At 52.9% G+C, this 25,813-nt stretch carries 27 protein-coding genes; 18 read left to right on the top strand and 9 right to left on the bottom strand.

The features are described 5' to 3' along the window. Positions 1-49 precede the first annotated feature (49 nt). From OGV38_RS01975 to trpS, 12 genes are all read left to right on the top strand, one after another. Positions 50-829, top strand: a complete 780-nt coding sequence (locus tag OGV38_RS01975) for a type IV pilus biogenesis protein PilM (RefSeq protein ID WP_080859339.1) — start codon at positions 50-52, stop codon at positions 827-829. After that, positions 829-1,368 (top strand): PilN domain-containing protein, encoded by a 540-nt coding sequence (locus OGV38_RS01970; protein ID WP_269519542.1) that lies wholly within the window; start codon positions 829-831, stop codon positions 1,366-1,368. Before OGV38_RS01975 ends, OGV38_RS01970 begins: the two co-directional genes overlap by 1 nt. Further along, complete coding sequence (locus OGV38_RS01965) at positions 1,352-1,807, top strand: HofO family protein (protein WP_019078151.1); 456 nt, start codon at positions 1,352-1,354, stop codon at positions 1,805-1,807. Before OGV38_RS01970 ends, OGV38_RS01965 begins: the two co-directional genes overlap by 17 nt. Continuing rightward, complete coding sequence (locus OGV38_RS01960) at positions 1,797-2,210, top strand: HofP DNA utilization family protein (protein WP_019078152.1); 414 nt, start codon at positions 1,797-1,799, stop codon at positions 2,208-2,210. Before OGV38_RS01965 ends, OGV38_RS01960 begins: the two co-directional genes overlap by 11 nt. Then, positions 2,113-3,360: a DNA uptake porin HofQ gene (gene hofQ / locus OGV38_RS01955; protein ID WP_286472880.1), complete on the top strand. Its 1,248-nt coding sequence runs from the start codon at positions 2,113-2,115 to the stop codon at positions 3,358-3,360. Before OGV38_RS01960 ends, hofQ begins: the two co-directional genes overlap by 98 nt. A 404-nt stretch (positions 3,361-3,764) precedes the next feature. Beyond that, positions 3,765-4,286 (top strand): shikimate kinase AroK, encoded by a 522-nt coding sequence (aroK, locus tag OGV38_RS01950; RefSeq protein ID WP_003023552.1) that lies wholly within the window; start codon positions 3,765-3,767, stop codon positions 4,284-4,286. A 57-nt stretch (positions 4,287-4,343) separates the two neighbouring features. Then, positions 4,344-5,432 (top strand): 3-dehydroquinate synthase, encoded by a 1,089-nt coding sequence (gene aroB / locus OGV38_RS01945; protein ID WP_286472878.1) that lies wholly within the window; start codon positions 4,344-4,346, stop codon positions 5,430-5,432. Between the two features lie 96 nt (positions 5,433-5,528). Next, complete coding sequence (gene damX / locus OGV38_RS01940; protein WP_016157630.1) at positions 5,529-6,815, top strand: cell division protein DamX; 1,287 nt, start codon at positions 5,529-5,531, stop codon at positions 6,813-6,815. 117 nt (positions 6,816-6,932) lie between these two features. Further along, entirely contained in the window at positions 6,933-7,769 is an 837-nt protein-coding gene (gene dam, locus OGV38_RS01935; protein ID WP_016154786.1) for an adenine-specific DNA-methyltransferase, read from the top strand. 17 nt (positions 7,770-7,786) lie between these two features. Next, positions 7,787-8,464, top strand: coding sequence for a ribulose-phosphate 3-epimerase (rpe, locus tag OGV38_RS01930; protein ID WP_003023561.1), 678 nt, complete (start codon positions 7,787-7,789; stop codon positions 8,462-8,464). Then, complete coding sequence (gene gph, locus OGV38_RS01925; protein WP_286472877.1) at positions 8,457-9,215, top strand: phosphoglycolate phosphatase; 759 nt, start codon at positions 8,457-8,459, stop codon at positions 9,213-9,215. Before rpe ends, gph begins: the two co-directional genes overlap by 8 nt. Beyond that, positions 9,208-10,212 carry a tryptophan--tRNA ligase gene (gene trpS / locus OGV38_RS01920; protein ID WP_016154784.1) on the top strand — a complete coding sequence of 335 codons (1,005 nt, stop codon included), beginning with the start codon at positions 9,208-9,210 and terminating at the stop codon, positions 10,210-10,212. Before gph ends, trpS begins: the two co-directional genes overlap by 8 nt. Positions 10,213-10,521: 309 nt before the next feature. Here the strand turns inward: trpS and OGV38_RS01915 are convergent, their stop codons facing one another. From OGV38_RS01915 to tsgA, 6 genes are all read right to left on the bottom strand, one after another. Continuing rightward, the gene (locus tag OGV38_RS01915; protein ID WP_016154783.1) at positions 10,522-10,692 is read right to left on the bottom strand and encodes a YhfL family protein; all 171 of its coding nucleotides are present in this window, start codon (positions 10,690-10,692) and stop codon (positions 10,522-10,524) included. 311 nt (positions 10,693-11,003) lie between these two features. Next, positions 11,004-12,377, bottom strand: a complete 1,374-nt coding sequence (cysG, locus tag OGV38_RS01910; protein WP_016157628.1) for a siroheme synthase CysG — start codon at positions 12,375-12,377, stop codon at positions 11,004-11,006. An 11-nt stretch (positions 12,378-12,388) separates the two neighbouring features. Then, the gene (gene nirC / locus OGV38_RS01905) at positions 12,389-13,198 is read right to left on the bottom strand and encodes a nitrite transporter NirC (RefSeq protein ID WP_016157627.1); all 810 of its coding nucleotides are present in this window, start codon (positions 13,196-13,198) and stop codon (positions 12,389-12,391) included. A gap of 139 nt (positions 13,199-13,337) precedes the next feature. Beyond that, positions 13,338-13,664, bottom strand: a complete 327-nt coding sequence (gene nirD / locus OGV38_RS01900) for a nitrite reductase small subunit NirD (protein ID WP_016154780.1) — start codon at positions 13,662-13,664, stop codon at positions 13,338-13,340. After that, entirely contained in the window at positions 13,661-16,204 is a 2,544-nt protein-coding gene (nirB, locus tag OGV38_RS01895) for an NADPH-nitrite reductase large subunit (protein ID WP_016154779.1), read from the bottom strand. The genes nirD and nirB overlap by 4 nt, the downstream gene beginning before the upstream one ends. 327 nt (positions 16,205-16,531) lie before the next feature. Next, positions 16,532-17,713, bottom strand: a complete 1,182-nt coding sequence (gene tsgA / locus OGV38_RS01890; RefSeq protein WP_131380237.1) for an MFS transporter TsgA — start codon at positions 17,711-17,713, stop codon at positions 16,532-16,534. A gap of 264 nt (positions 17,714-17,977) precedes the next feature. Here tsgA and ppiA point away from each other — a divergent pair, with 264 nt between their 5' ends. The 5 genes from ppiA to argD all read left to right on the top strand — a co-directional run bounded on the left by ppiA (position 17,978) and on the right by argD (position 21,314). Beyond that, on the top strand, positions 17,978-18,550 hold the full coding sequence (ppiA, locus tag OGV38_RS01885; protein WP_003023595.1) for a peptidylprolyl isomerase A: 573 nt from the start codon (positions 17,978-17,980) through the stop codon (positions 18,548-18,550). Positions 18,551-18,656: 106 nt separating this feature from the next. Then, the gene (gene ficA, locus OGV38_RS01880) at positions 18,657-18,824 is read left to right on the top strand and encodes a FicA/YhfG family antitoxin (RefSeq protein WP_016157626.1); all 168 of its coding nucleotides are present in this window, start codon (positions 18,657-18,659) and stop codon (positions 18,822-18,824) included. Next, positions 18,814-19,416: a putative adenosine monophosphate-protein transferase Fic gene (locus tag OGV38_RS01875; RefSeq protein WP_104652066.1), complete on the top strand. Its 603-nt coding sequence runs from the start codon at positions 18,814-18,816 to the stop codon at positions 19,414-19,416. Before ficA ends, OGV38_RS01875 begins: the two co-directional genes overlap by 11 nt. A 31-nt stretch (positions 19,417-19,447) precedes the next feature. After that, complete coding sequence (gene pabA / locus OGV38_RS01870; protein WP_016154776.1) at positions 19,448-20,011, top strand: aminodeoxychorismate synthase component 2; 564 nt, start codon at positions 19,448-19,450, stop codon at positions 20,009-20,011. Between the two features lie 85 nt (positions 20,012-20,096). Next, positions 20,097-21,314: a bifunctional acetylornithine/succinyldiaminopimelate transaminase gene (gene argD, locus OGV38_RS01865; RefSeq protein ID WP_075848131.1), complete on the top strand. Its 1,218-nt coding sequence runs from the start codon at positions 20,097-20,099 to the stop codon at positions 21,312-21,314. A 42-nt stretch (positions 21,315-21,356) separates the two neighbouring features. On the opposite strand, the gene OGV38_RS01860 is transcribed toward argD, so the two are convergent. Both OGV38_RS01860 and crp read right to left on the bottom strand, forming a co-directional pair. After that, complete coding sequence (locus OGV38_RS01860) at positions 21,357-23,444, bottom strand: YccS/YhfK family putative transporter (RefSeq protein ID WP_016154774.1); 2,088 nt, start codon at positions 23,442-23,444, stop codon at positions 21,357-21,359. Positions 23,445-23,495: 51 nt separating this feature from the next. Further along, a complete protein-coding gene (gene crp / locus OGV38_RS01855) occupies positions 23,496-24,128 on the bottom strand; it encodes a cAMP-activated global transcriptional regulator CRP (RefSeq protein WP_000242758.1) in 633 nt (210 codons plus the stop codon). A gap of 308 nt (positions 24,129-24,436) precedes the next feature. Between crp and OGV38_RS01850 the strand changes: the two genes are divergently transcribed. Further along, a complete protein-coding gene (locus tag OGV38_RS01850; protein ID WP_016154773.1) occupies positions 24,437-24,844 on the top strand; it encodes an OsmC family protein in 408 nt (135 codons plus the stop codon). A 93-nt stretch (positions 24,845-24,937) separates the two neighbouring features. Here the strand turns inward: OGV38_RS01850 and OGV38_RS01845 are convergent, their stop codons facing one another. Continuing rightward, the gene (locus OGV38_RS01845; RefSeq protein ID WP_003827751.1) at positions 24,938-25,807 is read right to left on the bottom strand and encodes a phosphoribulokinase; all 870 of its coding nucleotides are present in this window, start codon (positions 25,805-25,807) and stop codon (positions 24,938-24,940) included. Between the last annotated feature and the right edge of the window lie 6 nt (positions 25,808-25,813).

The raw sequence follows: 25,813 nt of genomic DNA, 5'->3' as shown, positions 1-25,813 counted from the left end.
CGCATTGATATACCCGTTAAAGCAACGGGTGATAAGGAGATCATCAGCAATGGCTTTCAATATCTGGAAAATTGGTCTGCATATTCAGCAACATGAAGCGCTGGCTGTCGCCGTAGTTCACGACGCATCCGGTTGGTTTCTCCAGCGCTGGTGGCGTATACCGCTGACGCCTCAGGTTATCGTCGATGGCCACATTCGCGAGCCTGAACAGCTTGTCGCAGCGCTACTGCCGTGGAGCCGGGAACTTCCTCGCCGACACCATATTCATCTCTCTTTTCCTGCCAACAGGACGTTACAAAAAAAGTACCCTCGTCCGGAAATGATGCTGCGCGAGCCGGAGCAAGCCGCATGGTTATCCGGCTCGATGGCGCGTGAACTGGATATGGCGCCGGATGCGCTGCATTTTGATTATAGCGAAGACACGTTAAGCCCGGCGTTTAACGTCACTGCCGCGCAAAGCAAAGAGATTTCAGCGCTTCTGACGCTTATCCAAACGTTGAAGGTGCAGGTTACGGCGATTACGCCGGATGCCAGCGCGTTACAGCGATTTATACCTTACCTGCCAGAACGTCATCAGTGTCTGGTATGGCATGATGATACCCAGTGGCTATGGGCGACCCGTTCGGCATGGGGGCGTAAATCAACGGGCGATATTGGCTGTATCGACGAGCTTGCCGCGACATTATCGCTTTCCACGACAGCCATTGCGCTATGCGATCCCAGCGGCTTCGATCCTTTAAGCGTGGTGTCTGTACGCCAGCCGCCAATTCCAACGCAAAGCCATCGCTTCACCATTGCACTGGGACTCGCTATGGGAGGCACATGTTGATGATAGCGACCATCAATCTTCTGCCCTGGCGCCAGACGCGACGTCGCGCCTGCCTACGCTTCTGGAGTGTTTTATTTGGCGCTTCGCTACTGCTTAGTAGCGGCGTGTTGTTGCGCTATTACAGCGTTTTGAGCGTAGAAAACCAGGTCGAATTGTTGTTAGCGGATGCCGAAAAGACGCGGGCCGAGGCTTTAATGGCGCTAAAGTCGCGTGTGCAGCAGCGCCAGCAACGATGGCAACAGGTTCAAGCGCGGAACAAACAGCGTGAGCAGACCCGAAGCTGGCAACTGGTTTTACAAAGGCTGGCGGAATTACTGCCAGAGCAGGCGTGGTTAACAAAAATAACCTGGCAGCAGGAGACACTGGAACTGACGGCAAACACGCTGAGCTTTGCCGCGCTGAAGGCGCTGGAAGCGCAATTACGCCAGCTGCCGCTGTTTAAATTGGGTAGCCCTGGCGAAACGCAGCAGGATGCGCAGGGACGCTGGCAATTCCACTATCGACTGATGCGGAGCGGTGCGCATGAAAACGCTTTGTGATAGCTGGTTAGCGCAGTCGCCGCGCTTTCGGCTCATCTGCGGCTGTGGCTGGATGCTGGGACTGCTCATCGTCGTCATGTTATGCCTCAGCTCCACCGCGCAGAAACGGGTTATGCAACAAGAGGCGCTAAATCAGCAACGAGCGGCCATTCAGGCACAATGGCGAAATTTATATCTGCTGGCGGCATCGCCAGAAGAGCCTGAAGAGACGCTGATTCCGTTCTCCCCACTGCTGTTTCAGACTCCTCTTGCACATCTTATCCACTGGCAACCCTCCGCACAGGGCGGAGAAATGACGCTGAAGCCAGGCTGGGATGCCATCCCGCCGATGTTTGTCCAATTAGCGGAGCAAGGGATGAACGTCAGCCGGTTTTCTCTTTACGCAGAAGGTGCGGAGCTGCTGTTAACACTACAACTGGAGCGCCTGAATGATGGTTGAACGCTGGCTGTTGGCGTGCGTAAGCGTACTGATACTCACCGGTATGCGTAATCCCTTCCTGCCGCCGGAGGACCGTTGCCAAATTGCTGAGCTGTCAGCATGGCGCTATCAGGGAATATTGAGCCAGCGCGCGCGACCCATTGGCATTGTTCAGGATAGCCAGAAAAAATGGCAGCGGGTTGAGCGAAATGATGTCCTGAAAAACGGTTGGACGGTTACGCAGATAACGGCCCAGAGCGTAACCCTCGACACAGGGAAAAACTGCGAGCCGTCGCAGTGGCAGTGGCAACGACAAGGAGCGATAAATGAAGCGATGGATGGCATGGATAGTACTCGTACTGGTGGTCGGGATTCAGAGCGTACTGGCGGCGAAATCACAAAACGTGACGCTGGTGGTCGATGATGTGCCGGTTGTGCAGGTATTGCAGGCGCTGGCCGAACAGGAAAAGAAAAACCTGGTAGTTTCACCGGATGTCAGCGGTGTGCTGTCACTGCATTTGACGGATGTGCCCTGGAAGCAGGCATTGCAAACGGTGGTGAAAAGCGCCGGGCTGGTATTACGCCAGGAAGGCAACATTCTGCATGTGCATTCTGTTCAATGGCAGAGTGAAAATGCGGCTCGTCAGGACAATGAGCAGGCACGGCTTCAGGCCAGCCTGCCGTTGGAACATCGCAGTATCATTTTGCAATATGCTGATGCCTCCGAGCTGGCAAAAGCCGGAGAAAAGCTGCTCAGCGCCAAAGGAAGCATGACGGTGGATAAACGCACCAACCGCTTACTGCTGCGTGATAATAGCGTTGCGCTTAACGCACTGGAAACGTGGGTGGCGCAAATGGATCTGCCGGTTGCACAAGTCGAACTGGCGGCGCATATCGTGACGATTAACGAAAAAAGCTTGCGTGAGCTGGGGGTAAAGTGGTCGCTGGCTGACGCACAGCAATCGGGGGCTGTGGGGAACGTCACAACGCTTGCCAGCGATCTTTCTGTATCCGCAGCCACATCCCGTGTGGGATTTAACATTGGCCGTATTAACGGTCGTTTACTCGAGCTGGAGCTGTCTGCGCTGGAGCAAAAACAGCAGTTGGACATCATCGCCAGTCCACGCTTACTGGCTTCTCACCTGCAACCTGCCAGTATTAAGCAGGGTAGTGAGATCCCTTATCAGGTCTCCAGCGGTGAAAGCGGCGCGACATCCGTCGAGTTCAAGGAAGCTGTATTGGGGATGGAAGTCACGCCCACCGTATTGCAGAAAGGACGAATCAGACTGAAACTGCATATCAGCCAGAATGTTCCCGGGCAGGTGCTACAGCAGGCGGATGGCGAAGTTCTGGCTATTGATAAGCAGGAGATTGAAACGCAGGTCGAGGTAAAAAGCGGCGAGACGATTGCGCTGGGCGGGATTTTTTCACATAAGAATAAATCCGCAGCCGACAGCGTGCCGCTGTTAGGCGACATCCCCTGGCTTGGCTCTCTCTTTCGCCATGATGGTAAAGAAGACGAACGGCGTGAATTAGTGGTTTTTATTACGCCCAGACTGGTTTCAACGCAATAACTTATGCATGAAAAGCCGTTGTTTTTGCACTGAACACGTTTCAGAGATTTGACGTGCGGGTGTATTTAGCATACAAGGAGTACCGATTTGAGTGTCGGTACTTTTCTTTACTTATGCGGCAGTAAATACGCTTTGCCTTTCTGGTGGTGTGTCATAGGCTTATTTGGTGTCATTTGGCTGCGCGATACGTCGCCAGGTCTGATGTTTGCAGGGTAGCATGCCTGCCACGACCAGAAATGCGTAAGGTTTGGTGATTTATTCAGTTGCCAAACCCGCTTGAGTATTGAGATAATTTTCAGTCTGACTCTCGCAATATCTTATGAGGTTTCAGTTCATGTCCTGCTGCGCTGAGTGTCTGCGAAGCGGGTTTACCATTAACGAATAGTCTTAGTAGTACCGAAAAAATGGCAGAGAAACGCAATATCTTTCTGGTTGGGCCTATGGGTGCCGGAAAAAGCACTATTGGGCGCCAGTTAGCTCAACAACTCAATATGGAATTTTACGATTCTGATCAAGAGATTGAGAAACGAACCGGAGCTGATGTGGGCTGGGTCTTCGATGTAGAAGGTGAAGACGGCTTCCGTGATCGCGAAGAAAAAGTCATCAACGAGTTGACGGAAAAACAGGGTATTGTGCTGGCAACTGGCGGTGGCTCTGTTAAATCACGTGAAACACGTAACCGTCTTTCCGCGCGTGGCGTCGTGGTCTATCTTGAAACGACAATTGAAAAACAACTTGCGCGAACTCAACGTGACAAGAAACGCCCGCTGCTGCAGGTAGAATCGCCGCCTCGTGAAGTTCTGGAAGCGTTGGCTGACGAACGCAATCCTCTGTACGAAGAGATTGCTGACGTGACCATTCGCACCGACGATCAGAGCGCAAAAGTCGTAGCAAACCAGATTATTCATATGTTGGAAAGCAACTAATTCTGGCTGAATACACACTCGTCTGCGGGTACAAGTAACTAAGGTGGATGTCGCGTAATGGAGAGGATCACAGTCACTCTCGGGGAACGTAGTTACCCTATCACCATCGCGGCTGGTTTGTTTAATGAGCCAGCTTCATTCTTACCGCTGAAATCGGGCGATCAGGTTATGTTGGTGACCAACGAAACCCTGGCTCCCCTTTATCTCGATAAGGTTCGCGGCGTACTTGAACAGGCGGGTGTTAACGTTGATAGCGTTATCCTTCCCGATGGCGAGCAGTATAAAAGCCTGACGGTTCTGGATACGGTTTTCACTGCGTTACTGCAAAAACCGCACGGTCGTGATACCACGTTAGTCGCACTTGGCGGCGGCGTGATAGGCGATCTGACCGGTTTTGCGGCAGCCAGCTATCAGCGTGGTGTTCGTTTTATTCAAGTCCCGACAACCCTGTTGTCGCAGGTCGACTCCTCCGTTGGCGGCAAAACCGCCGTAAACCATCCCCTCGGTAAAAACATGATTGGCGCGTTTTACCAACCGGCGTCCGTGGTGGTGGATCTCGATTGTCTGAAAACGCTTCCTGCGCGTGAGCTGGCATCGGGGCTGGCGGAAGTGATCAAATACGGCATCATCCTTGACGGTGAATTTTTCAGTTGGCTGGAAGAAAATCTGGATGAGTTATTGCGTCTGGATGGTCCGGCGATGGCGTACTGTATTCGTCGTTGTTGTGAGCTGAAAGCAGAAGTTGTCGCAGCGGACGAGCGTGAAATGGGCTTACGTGCTTTACTGAATCTGGGACACACGTTTGGCCATGCGATCGAAGCTGAAATGGGTTATGGCAATTGGTTACATGGTGAAGCCGTTGCAGCAGGTATGGTAATGGCTGCTCGTACGTCAGAACGTCTTGGACAGTTTACCTCTGCTGATACGCAGCGCATCATTACGCTGCTGCAGCGAGCGGGCTTGCCGGCCAATGGACCGCGTGAAATGTCCAGCGAGGCTTATCTGCCGCACATGCTGCGAGATAAAAAAGTGTTAGCGGGAGAGATTCGTTTAGTGCTTCCGCGGGCTATAGGGAAGAGTGAAGTGCGCGGCGGAGTGTCGCACGAGGTGGTTCTTAACGCTATTGCTGATTGCCAGCCGGCGTAACAACAAGAAAGGTCTGGCTTGCGTTGCGAAACGTAGGTCTTTTAGCTTCAGGTTATGTGCAAAGTCGTAAGCATTAACCTTTGAGTGGGGTGTTAAATGGATGAATTCAAACCAGAAGACGAGCTGAAACCCGATCCCAGCGATCGTCGTACTGGTCGTTCTCGTCAATCGTCTGAACGCGATAATGAGCCGCAAATCAATTTTGATGATGTTGATCTAGATGCTGACGATCGCCGTCCTGCGCGCGCACGTAAAGAGCGTGAAGAAGAACGGGACATTGAAGAAGAGTATGAGTCTGATGACGATGACGTGGATGAAGAGCGTGTAGAACGCCGTCCGCGCAAGCGTAAGAAACCCGCCAGCAAGCCTGCCTCTCGTCAGTATATGATGATGGGTGTCGGTGTCCTGGTGCTGTTGCTGCTGATCATCGGTATCGGTTCTGCGCTGAAAGCCCCCTCATCATCTCCCAGTGAGCAGGCTGGATCTGGTGAGAAGAGCATCGATCTTTCTGGCAACAACGCGACGGATCAGGCGAGCACGACTACGCCTGCAACAGGCGCTGAGCAGACCGCTGGCAATACCCAGCAGGATGTTTCCCTACCGCCGATTTCCTCTACCCCAACTCAAGGTCAGACACCTGCGGCAACTGAAGGCCAGCAGCGTGTTGAAGTGCAGGGCGATCTGAACAACGCTCTGACGCAACCGCAAGGCCAGGAGCAGGTTAACAATGTAGTGGTTAACTCTACGCTGCCGACCGAACCGGCGACCGTTGCGCCAGTTCGTAATGGTAATGCTGTGCGCCAGACTGCGAAAACGGAAACGGCTGAACGCCCTGCTGCGACACACCAGGAACGTAAACAGGCCGTTATTGAGCCGAAGAGCAAACCGCAAACTACGGTGAAAGCGACGCAGACAGAGCCGAAACCTGTTGCTCAGGCAAAACCAACTGCAACTGCGCCGACGACCACAACCAAAGCACCTGTGGTTACCGCTACGCCGAAGGCGACCGTTGAGCCGAAAGCAACCGCGACTACAACGCCTGCGCCAACTGCGACGGCAACAACGTCAACACCTGTTGCTGGTGGAGCGAAAAGTGCAGGAAATGTCGGAGCGTTAAAATCTGCGCCGTCCAGCCATTACACGCTGCAGCTCAGCAGTTCTTCTAACTACGACAACCTTAACGGTTGGGCGAAGAAAGAAAACCTGAAAAACTACGTGGTGTATCAGACGACGCGTAACGGTCAACCGTGGTATGTTCTGGTAACAGGCGTGTATGCGTCTAAAGAAGATGCGAAACGTGCAGTGTCTACGCTACCCGCCGATATTCAGGCGAAAAATCCGTGGGCAAAACCGCTGCACCAGGTTCAGGCCGATTTGAAGTAAGATAGGATATGTTCTGCAATGGTTTGCTGTTTCGCCCAATTGCGGGACAAAGACTAAAGCGCAGGATGCTGTCGGAGCTTTCTCCACAGCCGGAGAAGGTGTAATTAGTTAGTCAGCATGAAAAAAAATCGCGCTTTTTTGAAATGGGCAGGGGGAAAATACCCCCTGCTTGATGATATCAAACGGCATTTACCTCAGGGTGAATGCCTGATTGAACCTTTCGTGGGTGCCGGGTCGGTGTTTCTCAACACCGACTTTTCTCGTTATATTCTTGCCGATATCAACAGCGACCTCATCAGTCTCTATAACATCGTGAAGACACGTACCGATGAGTATGTGCAGGCTTCGCGTGAGCTGTTTATGCCTGAAACTAATCAGGCTGAGGTGTACTATCGGTTCAGAGAAGAATTTAATGCCAGTCAGGATCCGTTCCGCCGTGCAGTGCTGTTCTTGTATCTGAACCGCTTTGGTTACAACGGATTGTGCCGTTATAACCTGCGCGGCGAGTTTAATGTACCGTTTGGTCGTTATAAAAAACCTTACTTCCCGGAAGCCGAGTTGTACCATTTTGCTGAAAAAGCGCAGAATGCGGAGTTCCATTGTCTCTCCTATGAAGAGTGCATGGACCGTGCGGATAGCAACTCTGTGGTCTATTGTGACCCGCCTTATGCACCGCTTTCGGCGACGGCAAATTTCACCGCGTATCATACCAACAGCTTTAGCCCAAAAGAGCAGGCGCATCTGGCCGAGATGGCAGAAAAACTGGTCAGTAAGCAGATCCCGGTGTTAATTTCGAACCATGACACGCCCGATACCCGCGAATGGTACCGATCGGCGAAACATTTTCAGGTCAAAGTGCGGCGCAGCATTAGCAGCAATGGCGGCACGCGTAAAAAGGTGAACGAACTGCTGGCACTGTATAAACCAGGAGTTGTAACGCCTGCGAAGAAATAATTCTCAAGGAGAAGCGGATGAAACAGTATTTGATCGCCCCCTCAATTCTGTCGGCTGATTTTGCCCGCCTGGGTGAGGACACCGCGAGAGCGCTGACTGCCGGTGCCGATGTCGTACACTTCGATGTCATGGACAATCACTACGTACCGAACCTGACCATCGGCCCGATGGTACTGAAATCGCTGCGTAAATATGGCATTACTGCCCCGATTGACGTTCATCTGATGGTGAAACCGGTCGATCGTATTGTCCCGGACTTCGCCGCCGCCGGCGCGAGCATCATTACTTTTCACCCGGAAGCCTCCGAGCATGTCGATCGCACTTTACAGCTGATCAAAGAGCATGGCTGTAAAGCGGGCCTGGTGTTTAACCCGGCAACACCGCTGAGCTATCTGGACTACGTCATGGATAAGCTCGATGTGATCCTGCTGATGTCCGTTAACCCAGGCTTTGGCGGGCAGTCCTTTATCCCACAAACGCTGGATAAGCTGCGCGAAGTGCGTCGTCGTATTGATGAATCTGGCTACGATATCCGCCTCGAAGTGGACGGCGGCGTCAAGGTGAACAACATTGGTGAAATCGCGGCGGCGGGTGCAGATATGTTTGTCGCAGGCTCTGCTATTTTCGACCAACCAGACTACAAAAAAGTCATTGATGAAATGCGCAATGAACTGGCGAAGGTAAGTCATGGATAAGTTTCAGGATATTCGGGGCGTTGCATTTGACCTCGACGGTACGCTGGTCGACAGCGCGCCGGGATTAACCGCAGCGGTGGATATGGCGCTGTATGCGCTGGAACTGCCGATTGCCGGTGAAGAACGCGTTATCACCTGGATTGGCAACGGTGCAGATGTACTGATGGAGCGCGCACTGGCGTGGTCGCGTCAGGAGCGCGCCACACTACGTAAGACAATGGGTAAACCGCCCGTTGATGATGATATCCCTGCCGAAGAACAGGTGCGTATTTTGCGTAAGCTGTTCGACAGATACTACGGCGATGTCGCAGAAGAGGGGACATTCCTGTTCCCTGATGTTGCCGACACGCTGGGCGCGATGCATGCGAAAGGATTGCCGCTGGGTCTGGTGACCAACAAACCGACCCCGTTTGTCGCGCCATTGCTTGAGGCGTTAGATATCGCCAAATACTTTAGCGTGGTCATCGGTGGTGACGACGTGCAGAATAAAAAACCGCATCCGGATCCGCTACTGCTGGTAGCAAGCAAGCTTGGCATTAAGCCTGAGCAATTGCTCTTCGTAGGGGATTCACGTAATGATATTCAGGCGGCAAAAGCTGCTGGCTGTCCGTCCGTTGGTCTGACTTATGGCTACAACTACGGCGGGTCGATCGCGCTGAGCCAACCCGACGTTATTTACGACCGTATTAATGAACTACTGCCCGTTCTCGGGCTTCCGCATAGCGAAAATCAGGAATCAAAAAATGACTAAGCCCATCGTTTTTAGTGGCGCACAGCCCTCAGGTGAATTGACCATTGGCAACTATATGGGTGCGCTGCGTCAGTGGGTGAGCATGCAGGATGACTACCATTGCATCTACTGCATCGTTGACCAACATGCCATCACCGTTCGTCAGGATGCTCAGCAGCTGCGTAAAGCAACGCTCGATACGCTGGCGCTGTATCTGGCATGCGGTATCGATCCTGAAAAAAGCACCATTTTCGTCCAGTCTCATGTACCGGAACACGCACAATTAGGTTGGGCGCTGAACTGCTACACCTATTTCGGCGAGCTGAGCCGTATGACCCAGTTCAAAGATAAATCCGCACGCTATGCGGAGAACATCAACGCCGGTCTGTTTGATTATCCGGTGCTGATGGCGGCAGACATCCTGCTGTATCAGACCAACCAGGTACCGGTTGGCGAAGATCAGAAACAGCATCTGGAACTAAGCCGCGATATCGCCCAGCGCTTCAACGCCCTGTATGGCGACATCTTCAAAGTGCCTGAGCCGTTCATTCCTAAATCCGGTGCGCGCGTGATGTCGCTGCTGGAGCCGACGAAGAAAATGTCCAAGTCGGATGACAACCGCAACAATGTGATCGGCCTGCTGGAAGATCCGAAATCCGTGGTTAAGAAAATCAAACGTGCGATGACCGACTCCGAAGAGCCGCCTGTTGTACGCTACGACGTGCAGAATAAAGCGGGTGTTTCCAACCTGCTGGATATCCTCTCTGCCGTCACCGGCCAGAGCATTCCGGAGCTGGAACAGCACTTTGAAGGCAAGATGTATGGTCATCTGAAAGGTGAAGTCGCAGAGGCCGTTTCCGGCATGCTGACCGAGCTTCAGGAGCGTTATCACCGTTTCCGTAACGATGAAGCTTTCCTGCAGCAGGTGATGAAAGATGGCGCGGAAAAAGCCAGCGCACGCGCGTCTGTTACGCTGAAAGCGGTTTACGAAGCGATTGGTTTTGTCGCCAAGCCGTAATGCGCTCTGCGTTGCTGAAGAAACCGGGTTCTACCCGGTTTTTTTTCGCCTGTTCGCTGGTGAATCTCAAAAAATATGAAGCGCCTCGCCGTTTGCATATTTCCTTATATCAATCACTTTAATGAAGATATAAATATTCAATTTACTGAAGATATAAAATGCGTCGGATATTTAAAAGAGGAGGGGACTGACAACCCTGGCCCGCTACCTGCTCGGCGAGAAGTGCGGTAACGTGTGAATGAGCATTTAACCTATAAATATAAAAACCGGGGATTTCCCGGTTTTTTTGTATCTGCGCAATCGCTTCTGTTACAGATCTGCAGCCGGGCCACAGCCACCAATAATTTTAGAAATAGAAATTGCCGGATGCAGGAAGTAATCGTAGGTGCAGTTATCTTTTTTGTTATCGACATGACCAGTACACGCGGTCAGCGTAGCCAGAACACCAGCAACGATAGTGATTTTTGCAAATTTCAGCATGTTAAAATCCTTGTAAGATATCTATTTTTAAATGGATGAAATCCATTTCTCGGCGGTTAAGATATCAACTAAAATAAATTTAAAGTAGTCCGGATTAGGACATAACAAGTTTTATATAAAATATTATTTCAATGAATTTAAATGTTTTAAAGATATATTTAATTAATGATTAACGGTTGGGCTACTGAGGCGAGTATATAGCGTGTATCGTTTTTTGATTTATTTCTATCGGAAGATAAATAAATGCCCTGAATATGAACTGTCCAACTTTATAGGGGCAGTCCAATATCAGGGCATTTTTGAGCATTCAATTAATGGTTCGAGAACCAGTTCAGCTTATCGCGTAGTCCAACCACGCGGCCGACGATAATCAGCGCCGGGCTTTCAACCTGCTGCGCCAGTTCGCCGAGTTGCGAAAGCACCCCGTTAACAACGCGTTGCTTCACGGAGGTACCGTTTTCTACCAGCGCGACAGACATATCGGGTTGCATGCCAAATTCGATCAGTTTTTCCTGGATAGTAGCCGCCTGATTGAGGCCCATGTAGAACACCAGCGTCTGTTTCTCTGCCGCCAGGTTTTCCCAGTCCAGCTCGCCGCCGGTTTTCAGGTGCCCGGTGACCAGACGTACACTCTGGGCGTAATCTCGATGGGTCAGTGGAATGCCGGAATAGGCGGAACAACCGGATGCTGCGGTAATACCTGGCACAACGGAGAATGGAATACCGGCATGACACAGGGTTTCCAGCTCTTCGCCACCACGGCCAAAGATGAACGGGTCGCCACCTTTCAGGCGTACGACGCGTTTGCCCTGTTGCGCTTCACGCAGCAGGATCTGGTTAATTTCTTCCTGCGGTACGCAGTGGTAGCCCGCGCGTTTACCGACGAACACCCGGTCGGCATCGCGGCGTACTAGGTTCATGATGTCGTCGGATACCAGACGGTCATAAACCACGACATCCGCTTGCTGGATCTGCTGTAGACCTTTCAGCGTCAGCAGCCCGGCATCGCCAGGACCGGCGCCAACCAGCACTACTTCGCCTCGATGGTCCAACGGTTCGCTGAGCAACTGCTCGGTGGTTTCCTCGACGGCTTTCTGGTCACTGTTCGCCAGCGACTGCGCCAGGCGGTCATTCACGAACAATTTTTCCCAGAAGCGGCGACGTTCACCCATGCTGGCAAACTGTTCTTTCACTCGGGCGCGTAACTTGCCTGCATATTGCGCGACCTGGCCCAGATGCTGAGGCAGCACAGATTCAAGTCTTTCACGTAGCAGACGGGCAAGCACCGGCGATGTACCGCCGGAGGAGACCGCCACCATCAGCGGCGAGCGGTCGATAATGGAGGGCATGATAAAACTGGCTGCTTTTGGCGCATCGACCACGTTGCAGAAAATACGACGTGATTCTGCGGCGGTGCTGACGCTTTGGTTGACGGCATCGTCATCGGTGGCGGCAATAGCCAGCCAGCAGGTGTCGAGCAGGGACTCGTCGAACGGTCCCTCAACCAGCGTCAGCATGCCTTCATCTGCCCATACGGTGAACTGCGGAATAAACGCCAGCGCATTAACCGTTATACGGGCGCCCGCTTCCAGCAGTAACCGCGCTTTGCGTTCTGCGACATCACCACCGCCGACGATCAAGCAGTCGCGGTCACGTAGTTGACAAAATATAGGCAAATGATCCACGACATTACCCCTTAATTATTGGCAGTAGCCTCTGGCTGGTTGATTTTTGCCGGAGCAGGACGCTCCGATTTTGGCGTAGCATACCAATAACCCAATCCCATGAATACGACACCGGACAAAGTATTACCGAGTGTCACCCACAACAGGTTATGACCAATTCCTGACAGGGTATAGGCTTCGCTGTGGTGGCCGAACCAGGAGAGGGCAAACAGCGTCATGTTGGCAACCGAGTGCTCGTAACCGGAAGCGATAAACGCCAGTAGACACCACCAGATAGCGAGGAATTTTGCTGCGCCCTCGGTACGAATTGCCATCCAGATTGCCAGACAAACCAACCAGTTACACAGCGCGCCTTTAAAGAACAGGACCGTTGCTGGCGCGGTCGTTTTCGCCAACGCCACCGAATGGACGATGCTGGTATCGACCGGCAGCAGGCTACCGCCGCCCCAACTGTAAAGCAGAGCGACAAACACGGATCCGACCAGGTTACCCAGCCAGGTTTTTGGCAGGATTGCCCACATCTGACCGTGACTGATGGTGCCCGCTTTAACGCCAAGCGTCAGGAACATCGTGTGTCCGGTGAACAGTTCAGAACCGGCGATAATAACCAGCGTTAAGGCAATACCAAAGGTTGCACCCATTACCAGAGGACGTACGGACGGGTCGAGCAGATTACCGAGGGTGAAAATAAGAATGATGCCGAGACCCACATAGGCTCCTGCCATTGCCGAACTGATCCAGAATCCGAGCGGGTTATTAGCCGAGAGGCGTGCGATGCGCGCAGCGTTAGCCGCACACTTATTAATAGTGTCTGTGAACATGTGTTGATTATCCTTGAAGTACAAACAATAAAAAGAAATCGTAACCGTAGGCCGGATAGCGCTACGCTTAACAGGCCTACAAATAAAAGACCTACAAATACGTCAAAAAAGGGGAGGCGTTGCGCCTCCCAAAAAGTTATTAACCGCGCAGTTGCACCGTGCCGTCTTTCACTCGCGCTTCGTAATGTTTCACGGAGAACTGTTCGTCTTCCATGCACAGACCATCGCTTAAGCGAAAGCGCTGTTTTTTCAGCGGGCTGGCGACCCACAATTCGCCCTGATGTTCAGCAATCAGCCCACGAGAAAGCACGCTGGATTCAAAGAACGGGTCGATGTTGCTGATCGCAAACACCTGGTCGCTGTGATACGGGCGGAAAATCGCAACTTGCTCGCTACCTAACAGGGCGCAGACGCCTGTTGCAGGCAGAATGTCATCGATTTTGCAGATGTTTTTCCACTGGCTCATGCGTTTTCCTCCACCAGAGTCACCGGGATACGCTCATAGGGCGTGGCCGGACGATGTTGTTCACGTTCAGGCACAACCTGGACATTCGGATCGCGTTGATCGCTGTTGATAAAGTGTTTGAAGCGAACCTGTGCGGATGGGGTGTTAACTGTCTCTGTCCACTCGCAGACCACCGCTTCACGCAGACGGGCCATCTCTTCTTCCAGGTGCTGGTTCAGCCCCAGTTTGTCGTCGATGATGACCGATTTCAGATATTCGATACCGCCTTCCAGGTTGTCTAACCATGGTGCGGTTCGGGTCAGTTTGTCGGCGGTACGGATGTAGAACATCATGAAACGATCAAGGTATTTGAGCAGCGTTTCGCGGTCGATATCCGCTGCCAGCAGGTCTGCATGACGAGGTTTCATCCCGCCGTTACCGCAAACGTACAAGTTCCAGCCTTTCTCAGTGGCGATGATACCCACGTCTTTGCCCTGAGCTTCCGCACATTCACGGGTACAGCCGGAGACGCCGAATTTCATTTTGTGCGGGGTACGAATGCCCTTGTAGCGGTTTTCCAGCTCCACGCCGAATCCGACGCTATCGCCGACGCCATAACGGCACCAGGTGCTGCCTACGCAGGTTTTCGCCATACGCAGCGCTTTGGCGTATGCGTGACCGGTTTCAAAGCCCGCTTCAATCAGCTGACGCCAGATTTCCGGCAGGTCATCTTTTTGCGCGCCGAACAAGCCGATACGCTGAGAACCGGTGATTTTGGTATACAGGTTAAATTCACGCGCGATACGGCCCACGGCCACCAGGCCTTCAGGAGTTATTTCTCCGCCCGCAGAGCGCGGGATCACGGAGTAGGTACCGTCTTTCTGGATGTTCGCCAGGAAGTTGTCGTTAGTGTCCTGCAGCGGCGTGTGCTGTGGTTTGAGGATGTACTCATTCCAGCAGGAGGCCAGCAGGGAACCTACGGTTGGTTTACACACTTCACAGCCGTAGCCTTTCCCGTGTTTTGCCAGCAGCTCTTCGAAGGTTTTAATTCCTTCTACACGGATCAGATGGAAAAGTTCCTGACGCGAGTACGGGAAGTGTTCACACAGGTTGTTGTTAACTTCGATCCCCTGTTTCGCCAGTTCAGCGTTCAGGACCTGCGTTACCAACGGGATACACCCGCCGCAGCCGGTACCAGCTTTGGTTTCAGCTTTCAGCGCCGCAACGGTGTGGCAGCCTTTGTTGATAGCGGCGATCAGCATGCCTTTGGTGACGTCGAAGCAGGAGCAAATCTGCGCGCTGTCCGGCAGTTTATCGACACCGATAGACGGCTTACCGCTGCCCGCGTGAGCTGGCAGAATCAGTGAGTCTGGGTTTTCCGGCAGTTCGATGGCGTTCAGCACCAACTGCAGCAGGTTGCCGTAATCGCTGGTGTCACCGACTAAAACCGCCCCGAGCAGGGTTTTGTTATCTTCGCTAACGATGAGGCGTTTGTAGACTTCTTTGCTTTCGTCGAGATAGACGTAGCTACGGGCGCCCGGCGTGCGCGCATGCGCGTCGCCAATCCCGCCGACGTCAACACCAAGCAGCTTCAGCTTGGCGCTCAGATCCGCGCCTTCAAAGGCGTTTTCGGTTTCGAGAATATGGTCAACGGCAACCTGCGCCATTTTGTAGCCTGGAGCGACCAGACCATACACGCGGTTGTTCCAGCTGGCGCATTCGCCGATGGCATAGATGTCCGGATCAGAAGTCTGGCAGGTATCGTTAATCACAATACCACCGCGCGGCGCAACGTCGAGGCCGCATTGGGTGGCCAGTTTGTCGCGTGGGCGAATACCGGTAGAAAAGACGATGAAATCGACTTCCAGTTCGCTACCGTCGGCAAAACGCATGGTTTTGCGCGCTTCGGTGCCTTCCTGGACGATCTCTTTAGTGTTTTTGCTGGTGTGGACACGCACGCCCATGCTTTCAATTTTGCGACGTAACTGCTCGCCACCCATGTGATCCAGCTGTTCGGCCATCAGCATCGGGGCAAATTCAATCACGTGGGTTTCAACGCCGAGGCTTTTCAGCGCACCGGCGGCTTCCAGGCCCAGCAGGCCACCGCCGACGACGGCACCACGTTTGCTACGGCGCGCGCAAGACTCAATGGCGTTGAGGTCTTCGATGGTGCGGTAAACGAAGCAGTCTTGGGTTTCCGAACCTTTAATCGGCGGGATCCACGGATAAGAGCCTGTCGCCATGATCAGCTTATCGTAATAGACCGTACGACCCGCGCTGGAGTGGATCACCTTCTCCTGGCGGTTGATGGTGATTGCGCGCTCGCCCACTAACACCTTAACGCCATGCTTCTCGTAGAATCCTTCACGCACCAGAGAAAGTTCTTCGGCGGTGTGGTGGGAGAAGTAGGACGACAGGTGGACACGGTCGTACGCTTTGCGGGGTTCTTCACAGAAGACGGTAATATCAAAATTGGCAGCGTCGGATTTATCAAGAAGATCCTCAATAAAGCGATGGCCGACCATACCATTACCGATAATAGCGAGTCTGACTTTGCTCATTTTTGCCTCGATTTCTTTTCTATTACTGCCTACCTTAACGATTCAGCAACCCCGCTTATTGATGCAAATCAAATTCGCCTTTATATACTCCTTAAGAGGTATATAGCTGATTTAACTGCATTTTTATAAGTTACGGAATTAACAGGCTTTTCGTGTTTGTATAAATAGCGTACAAATTAAGGGGTTTTTGTAAGAATTGGCCTACAGCACCAGAGAAAGAAGAGGGCGCGGGAATAGGCCGGAGGGCATCTGCGCCTTATCCGGCCTACGAACAGCTTGTCTTGTAGGCCGGATAAGATACGTTAGCATCGCCATCCGGCACTCAGATTAATGCGTTGCGGGTGCGTTATGCTGGCGATGACGCGTGACGAACCCAAGAATAAAGCACATCACGAATACGACCGCATACAAGCCGTTAGCCGTCTGCAATGCCGCCAGCGGACCGCTGTGCGCCACGATAGGGCCAGTGACCACGAAGGTGAGCATAGTACCGATGGTGCCACAGGTCAGAACGAAGTTAACCAGTTTAGGTGATGCGACCTTCGTCTGCTGGGAGCCGAGGGTAATGATGGTGGTATAAATCGCGCTGGAGAAGAAGCCCAACGTCAGAATGAACCACGGCATATGCTCCGGCGTACCGGTGATAAACAGATACATCAGGACGGTAGCCACACCAGCCAGTACGGTCAGGATGCGCTGCAAATCGAAGAAACGCAGGATAAAGCTAAATGCCCACATGCCAACCATGTAAGACATCCAGAAGTCGCTGACCAGTTTACCTGCGTCGTTCAGGCTCATGCCCAGACTTTTGGCGTATTCCGGCACCCAGGAGATAAAGCCCAACTGACCGAGGATGTAGCACAGCGCGGCGATCGCCAGGAACAGCACGCCAATGCCCCATTTTTCTTTTACCACAGGCGCGTCCGATTGCTGCGCGTGTTTACCCAGCGCCGGGAATTCGCAGCCGAAGGTCAGCAGGAAAATGGCGACGTATACCAGGCCGATGCAGGCATAAACCCAATACCATTCGATGCTGCGCGCTAACAGGAATGCTGCCACCATCGGGAAAATCATGCCGGCCATGCTGAAGAAGGAGTCAGTAAACAGCAGGCGGGAACCGCGCTGGCGACCTTCGTACATCTGAGTCACCAGGAACGTACCAATCGACATGGTGATACCGCTCACCAGACCCAGTACAAACATGGCGGCTGAGAACAAGGCCAGGCTATGGCTGAGCATCAGTCCGGCGACCGCCAGAACCATCAGGATAAAGCCAAAGCGCAACTGGGTTTTCAGTGGCACAATTTCCATCAGCCAGGCATTCAGAAAAATAGAGATCAGAATGCCGGCATTCAGAAAGGTGAAGGTGTTACTCATACTGGAAACGGGCAAATGGAAGTAATCTGCGATGTTTCCCATCACCATCCCGGTGACAATTACCAACGCGCCTGTCAGGGCGTAGGAGAGAAAGCTAATCCATGTGAGCTTGATGCGATTGCTGTTAGTCATGACTGGCCTGTATAGAAGTGTTAGGCGCATTGACTGCGCCGTGAGCGGGCAGATTTTAGGCGCTTTAGTGATGCATTTAAATGTTTATTGGTAATTACTTGCTACGTTACATTTTTTTATGTGATCTAGATCGCATTGAATCTTGAGGCTATAAGGTTACATTTGTTTCAAGTACGTAAAATTAAGTAAAGGGATGGCCTTGTTCTTGAAGGCTCTTTAGAATCAATTCACTTGCTTCATTTCTGCTCTTGTTAAGGAATTCTCATGCTCAAATCGACTCTGGCGGCTGTTGCAGCTGTTCTCGCTCTTTCTGCTCTCTCTCCCGCAGCACTGGCAGCAAAAGGTGACCCGCATGTCCTGCTGACAACCTCTGCCGGTAACATTGAGCTGGAGCTGAACAGTCAGAAAGCCCCGGTTTCAGTGCAAAACTTTGTCGATTATGTCAACAGCGGTTTCTATAACAACACCACGTTCCACCGCGTGATCCCTGGCTTCATGGTGCAGGGCGGCGGTTTTACCGAGCAGATGCAGCAGAAGAAACCTAACCCGCCAATCAAGAATGAAGCTGATAACGGACTGCGTAATACCCGCGGCACGATTGCCATGGCGCGTACAGCAGATAAAGACAGCGCGACCAGCCAGTTCTTTATCAATATTGCAGACAATGCGTTCCTCGATCACGGCCAGCGCGACTTTGGGTACGCGGTCTTCGGTAAAGTTGTGAAAGGTATGGATGTCGCGGATAAGATCTCTCAGGTGCAGACCCATGATGTTGGTCCTTACCAGAATGTCCCGTCAAAACCGATTGTTATCCTGTCTGCCAAAGTCCTGCCGTAAACGTCTTTTGCGCGGGCAGTTCCTGTCCGCGTTCTTTCCCTTCTCTGCGTAACCTGAAATTGCCGCTTATACTTGTGGCAAGTGTCGGCTCATTCAGGGAGGTCACGTGAAAAAACTCACCGATAAACAAAAGTCCAGACTCTGGGAACAACGGCGAAATGCCAATTTCCAGGCCAGTCGGCGGCTGGAAGGCGTGGATATTCCACGGGTGACTTTGAGCACGGAAGACGCCCTGGCGCGTCTTGAAGAGTTGAGGGGGCACTATGAGCGATAAATTCGGTGATGGACGCGATCCCTATTTGTATCCGGGCCTGAATGTCATGCGTAACCGTCTGGGGATTCATCAGGCACAGCGCCTGGCGCAGGCGGCGTATGAACTGACGGCGCTGCGTGCGGCCACTATCGAATTAGGCCCGCTTAAACGGGGCTTGCCGCATCTGTGCGCCATTCATCGCCAACTGTATCGGGATATTTTTGACTGGGCGGGACATCTGCGAGAAGTGGATATTTACCAGGGCGATACCCGCTTTTGTCATTTCGCTTATATCGAGAAAGAGGGCAATGCGCTGATGCAGGACCTGGAAGACGAGTCCTGGTTGGTGGGGTTACCGGAAGATAAGTTTGTGGATCGTCTTGCGCACTATTATTGCGAAATCAACGTGCTGCATCCGTTTCGTATTGGCAGCGGTCTGGCACAGCGAATTTTTTTCGAACAGTTAGCGATTCATGCCGGGTATATATTGAGCTGGGATGACATTCCGGTTGAGGAGTGGAACCTGGCTAATCAGAGTGGGGCGATGGGTGACCTGTCTGCGCTTCGGGCGATATTTCGTAAAGTGGTAAGCGAAGCCCCGGAAACTGAGTAGAATAGCGCGGTTCTTATGTACCGGAGCCGCCATGATCCTGCTTATCGATAACTATGATTCTTTTACCTGGAACCTGTACCAATACTTCTGCGAACTGGGCGCTGATGTCCTTGTCAGGCGCAACGACGAACTGACGCTGGCGCAAATCGACGCGCTAAGCCCGCAAAAAATCGTAATATCCCCAGGCCCCTGCACGCCGGATGACGCTGGGATCTCATTGGATGTTATTCGTCATTTCGCGGGCAAGACGCCCCTGCTGGGTGTTTGTCTGGGACATCAGGCTATGGCGCAGGCCTTTGGCGCGACAGTGGTTCGGGCAGCTAAAGTGATGCACGGTAAAACCTCGCCAATTACGCATAACGGGCAGGGTGTTTTTCAGGGGCTCGCCAACCCATTAACGGTGACGCGCTACCACTCTCTGGTGGTTGCCCCCGCGACGCTTCCTGACTGCTTTGAGGTGACGGCCTGGAGTGAAACGCAGGAGATTATGGGCATTCGTCACCGCGAGTGGGATATGGAAGGTGTGCAGTTTCACCCGGAAAGTATTCTCAGCGAACAGGGGCATCAACTGCTGGCTAATTTCCTCAACAGGTGATTTGTGGTTGCTATTCAGTGATTTTTTATTCATATTTTGTGATTATAATTTCACTAACATTTCTGCTTAACAGGGTGGCAATGACATGGCAACTGAACAAACTGCAATTACGCGCGCGACATTCGATGAAGTGATTCTGCCGATTTATGCACCGGCTGAGTTTATCCCGGTAAAAGGAAAAGGGAGTCGAGTCTGGGATCAACAGGGCAAAGAGTATGTTGATTTCGCGGGCGGCATTGCAGTTACTGCACTAGGACATTGCCATCCGGCCCTGGTGGAGGCGTTAAAAACCCAGGGTGAAACCCTGTGGCATACCAGCAACGTTTTCACCAACGAACCGGCGTTGCGCCTGGGCCGTAAAATCATTGATGCGACCTTCGCCGAGCGCGTGCTGTTCATGAACTCGGGTACCGAAGCTAACGAAACCGCCTTTAAGCTGGCGCGCCACTATGCCTGCGTGCGCCATAGCCCGTTCAAAACCAAAATCATTGCCTTCCATAATGCGTTTCACGGCCGTTCGCTGTTTACCGTGTCCGTCGGCGGGCAGCCGAAATACTCTGACGGCTTTGGACCAAAACCAGCGGATATCATCCATGTACCGTTTAACGATCTGCATGCGGTCAAAGCGGTGATGGACGATCACACCTGTGCGGTGGTAGTTGAGCCTATTCAGGGGGAAGGTGGCGTCACTGCGGCAACGCCGGAATTCCTGCAAGGTTTGCGTGAACTTTGCGACCAACACCAGGCGCTATTGGTATTGGATGAAGTGCAGAGCGGGATGGGCCGTACCGGCGATCTGTTTGCCTATATGCACTATGGCGTGACGCCGGATATCCTCACCAGCGCGAAGGCTCTCGGCGGCGGCTTCCCGGTGAGCGCGGTGCTGACCACCCAAGAGATTGCCTCCGCATTTCATGTGGGTTCGCACGGTTCCACTTACGGTGGTAATCCGTTGGCCTGCGCAGTTGCGGGGGCCGCGTTTGATATCATCAACACGCCGGAAGTGTTGGAAGGTATTCAGGCCAAACGTCAGACGTTTGTCCAGCATTTGCACAAGATTGATCAACAGTTCGACATTTTCAGCGAGATTCGCGGGATGGGGCTGCTGATTGGCGCCGAGCTGAAGCCGCAGTTTAAAGGCCGGGCGCGCGATTTCCTGTATGCCGCCGCGCACGAAGGGGTGATGGTACTCAACGCCGGACCGGACGTGATGCGTTTCGCGCCGTCGCTGGTAGTTGAGCAGGCGGATATCGATGAAGGGATGCAGCGTTTCGCACAAGCGGTAGCGAAAGTCGTTGCCTGATTACCTGTTGCCGGATAAGCACAGCGCATCCGGCAGTCGATCTTAACCTTTCATGTCCCGCAGACGGCGGCTCAGCCAGATTCCGTGGTGCGGTCGCTGACGCCATGCTACCGACGAAATGGTGTGCATGGTGTTCAGATGCCCCAGTATCCGTTGCAGATGCTGCTCAAGGGTGCTTAACGGACCGTGGGACAGCATCTCTGGCGCTTCGAGAATATTCACATCGCCTGAGCTTCCCGGTCCGTCATATTCCAGCCGCTGCTGACAGCGCTGGAGCGCAATTTCACAGGATTCCAGATACCGCTGCGCTAAATCCGGCGTCAGCATTGTGTGTTCCCTTGCCAGTGTGGTCATCGCGTTGATGTGCTCGACGATGAACTGGCTGTGCGTGACCCACAGTTTCATGTCCGCCAGGTAGTGCGAGTTGAATCCTGGCTCCTGCATCGCCTGGTTCAGTGAGTTGAACAACGTGTTATGCGCCTGATTGACCCGCATGCGTTGATACGCCAGCGGCGTGGCCTGCGGATCGTTGCTGAGGATCAGGCGAATGGCCTCCTGATCGGCTTCTAACGCATCATGGGCGTTCTTACGCAGCAGGCCGCTCTGCCACTGCGGCCACAGCCAGAGTGTACCGCCAAAGGCGATTAAGCAGCCAATAACCGTATCGACAAACCGCGGCACGATAAACTGTTCTCCGTTCAGCGTCAGCAGTTGCAGGGTGTATACCGCCGTGACCGTAAAGCCGACGGTAGCCCAGCCGTAGTTTTTGCGCATGATCAGATAGCTACCCAGGGTAATCAGCAGCATGCCTGCCAGCGTGTAACCTTCCTGAATATGAAAGTGCAGGGTGACCCCGGCAATGACCAGTCCAACGAGCGTTCCTGCTGAACGGTGTAAAATACGTACCCGGGTTGCTCCGTAGCCATTTTGCGTGACGAACAGGATCGTCATCAAAATCCAGTAAGGCTTTGGCAGGTGTAAAGCGCTGCCCATCAGGCTGGCGATACTTAGCATGACACTGATGCGTCCGGCATTACGCAGCGCCGGCGATTTCAACGACAGATAGTTTTTCAGGGCCGGGATCAGCGGCAACCGACGCTGCTTGTCCGCCATTAAATCTCGGGCGTACAGCGGTCGCTGGGTGCGTAGCACGCGGGCAATACGGCTGAAGTGCCAGTAGCAAAATTGTCCCACCGGATTGTCCGGATGCTGGTTGGCGATTTTCTCCAGCGTGCCAATCTGCTTGTCCATCGAGAAACGGGTCGGCAAGCGGTGATACAGAATATCATCAGCCAGTACCCGAAGGCGTTCGGCGACGGTGCGCGCATTCCAGCGAATCACCTGTTCGGCGTGGCTACGTTCGACCAGCTTTTGCACCTCTTCCGGCTGGTGGAGGCTGACGGAAATATGCTCCTGCAAGTCCAGTGCCTCCTGAAAGGCACGCAGCAGGCGCTTGTAATCGTTGTTGCGATGCGCCGACAGCATATGCATTTGCTGGTAGCACTGGGTAATCAGATCCACCGCTTTCTGCTGGCGAACCAGCAGGGGAGGCAGCGCTTTTTCCGGATCGGCATGCTGGGTCAGCAGGCTGTACTTAGCCTCACAGTAATCGGCTAATTCACGGTACAACAAGCTGAGCGATTCACGGAGCGGCTGCTCGCGCCACATCCAGAACCAGAACCAGTTGAACAGGCCGTACCATAACGTGCCCAGCGCATAGATCAGCAACGGTTCCCAGACGGGCATGTTCCCGACCAGGCTTAGCGTGAAAATCGCGGCGATAAGTGAGGCCGGTAACAGTCTGGCATGCAGAGGGCTTAGCTCGGCGGTTACGCCAAGAATCAGCGTCAGTCCGGTGAGGATAAGCGGCAGCGGTATGGCCTGTGCCAGCAGCAACTGCATGATCAGACTGCAACCGGCAAACAAAGACGCGCCAATAGCTAAACGTTTGAAAAAGCGCTTATGCGGGGTATCAAGACCGGCAATGTTGCAGCAGGCAGGGACCAGGGAGAAGAGGAGTCCCAGATGAAGCTGACCGATGATCAGACCAACAGCCACAGGTAAACATAGCACCAGCGTCTGCCGTAGTGCGTAGTTGATCTCTGGGTGGTATATCAGTCTTCGCCACATCGGTGTAAACAAAAGTGGCGCATCACTGAGTAACGCGCCACTTCGATGGGGTTAACGGGTGCCGTAGACGACGATGGTCTTACCGTGTGCGGAGATCAGGTTTTGATCTTCCAGCATCTTCAGAATACGACCAACGGTCTCACGGGAGCAGCCAACGATCTGGCCGATTTCCTGACGGGTGATTTTAATCTGCATGCCGTCCGGGTGGGTCATCGCATCAGGCTGTTTCGCCAGATTCAGCAGAGTCTGCGCGATACGACCCGTTACGTCGAGGAAGGCTAGGTTGCCGACTTTTTCAGACGTGACCTGCAGGCGACGAGCCATCTGTGAAGACAGGCGCATCAGAATATCCGGGTTGACCTGGATTAATTGGCGAAATTTTTTGTATGAAATTTCAGCGACTTCACATGCGGTTTTGGCACGTACCCAGGCGCTACGTTCCTGACCTTCTTCGAAGAGGCCTAATTCACCAATAAAATCGCCCTGATTCAGATAAGAAAGGATCATTTCTTTCCCTTCTTCATCTTTGATCAGCACTGCCACTGAGCCTTTAACGATGTAATACAACGTTTCCGCTTTTTCACCCTGGTGAATCAGCGTGCTCTTCGATGGGTACTTATGAATATGGCAATGAGACAAGAACCATTCGAGAGTCGGGTCTGTTTGCGGTTTGCCAAGCACCATGCGCGGTTATCCTCTGTTATAAGCTGTCTCCAGAGCCAGAAAACGACGCTGCCTCTGGGTTTGCAAAAATATGCTTCCCGCTACCTGGGAAAGGGGCTGTCAAAAATTAACTGCAGCCTGTAATGTGATGTCCTCTGCATACATGCAGTACGTCAATGTATTACTGTAGCATCCTGACTGTTTTAGCATAGCTTTCGCCGTGTGTCTCCTGGTGTCTCGCTTCAGCATGACGCAGGTCGCCTTCCGTTGCGAGAATTGTTATGTACGCGTAATCTGTCAGGAAAATTGAAACATTGGAGTTACGAAATATGCAAGCGCGTGTAAAGTGGGTTGAGGGGTTAACCTTCCTCGGTGAGTCCGCCTCTGGTCACCAAATTTTGATGGACGGTAACTCCGGTGATAAAGCGCCGAGCCCGATGGAAATGGTATTAATGGCTGCGGGCGGTTGCAGCGCAATTGATGTGGTTTCGATCCTGCAAAAAGGTCGTCAGGATGTGACCAACTGCGAAGTGAAACTGACCTCAGAGCGTCGTGATGAAGCGCCGCGCCTGTTTACCCACATTAACCTGCATTTCATCGTAACGGGTAACGATCTGAAAGATGCGTCCGTTTCGCGCGCAGTCGATCTCTCTGCGGAAAAATATTGCTCTGTGGCGCTGATGCTGGAAAAGGCGGTGAACATTACCCACTCCTATGAAGTGGTTGCTGCTTCGTGATGTGATGCCTGATGGCGTTTCACTTATCAGGCCTACAGGATATAAACGCGTAGGCCGGATAAGGCATCAGCCGCCATCCGGCAAAATAACACCTTACTCTATCTTTTTGCCTTCCATCAGTCGCTGGACCAGCGGCAGCATAATCAATTCCATTGCCAGACCCATTTTCCCGCCCGGAACAACCAACGTATTGATATGGGAAATGAATGATCCCTGCAGCATGGCCAGTAGCCACGGGAAGTCGATCCCTTCCAGGTTCCGAAAATGAATCACGACAAAGCTTTCATCCAGTGATGGAATACTTTTGGCGGCAAAGGGGTTGGAGGTATCAACGGTCGGTACGCGCTGGAAGTTAATATGCGTACGGGAAAACTGCGGCGTAATGTAATTGATGTAATCGTCCATTGAGCGCACCACCGAGTCCATCACCGCTTCGCGCGAGTGTCCCCGCTCGCTGGTATCGCGGGTCAGCTTCTGAATCCATTCCAGGTTCACGATCGGCACTACGCCAACCAGCAGATCGACATGCCGGGCCACGTTTTGCTGTGGGGTTACGACGCCGCCGTGCAGTCCTTCATAGAACAGGACATCCGTCGGTTCAGGCAGCGGCTGCCAGGGCGTAAATGTACCCGGAACCTGATTCCACGGTACGGCCTCATCGTAAGTGTGCAGATATTTTCGCGACTGACCTTTGCCCGTCTGGCCGTATTCGATGAAGGTTTGCTCCAGCAGACCGAAGTCATTAGCTTCGGGGCCGAAATAGCTGATATGCCGCCCGGCATCGCGCGCTTTGCGAATCGCCATGTCCATTTCCGGACGGGTATAACGATGAAAACTGTCACCTTCCACCTCGGCAGCGCGCAGATTTAACTGCGCGAAAATTTTACGAAACGCGAGGCTGGTGGTGGTGGTCCCCGCGCCGCTGGACCCTGTTACCGCAATCACCGGATGTTTGGCAGACATAACAAC

This window comes from Citrobacter sp. Cb080 (assembly GCF_030334745.1).
Lineage (GTDB): Bacteria > Pseudomonadota > Gammaproteobacteria > Enterobacterales > Enterobacteriaceae > Citrobacter > Citrobacter braakii.
The sequence above is the reverse complement of the archived record's forward strand: the minus strand, read 5'-3'. Positions and strand labels throughout refer to the sequence as shown.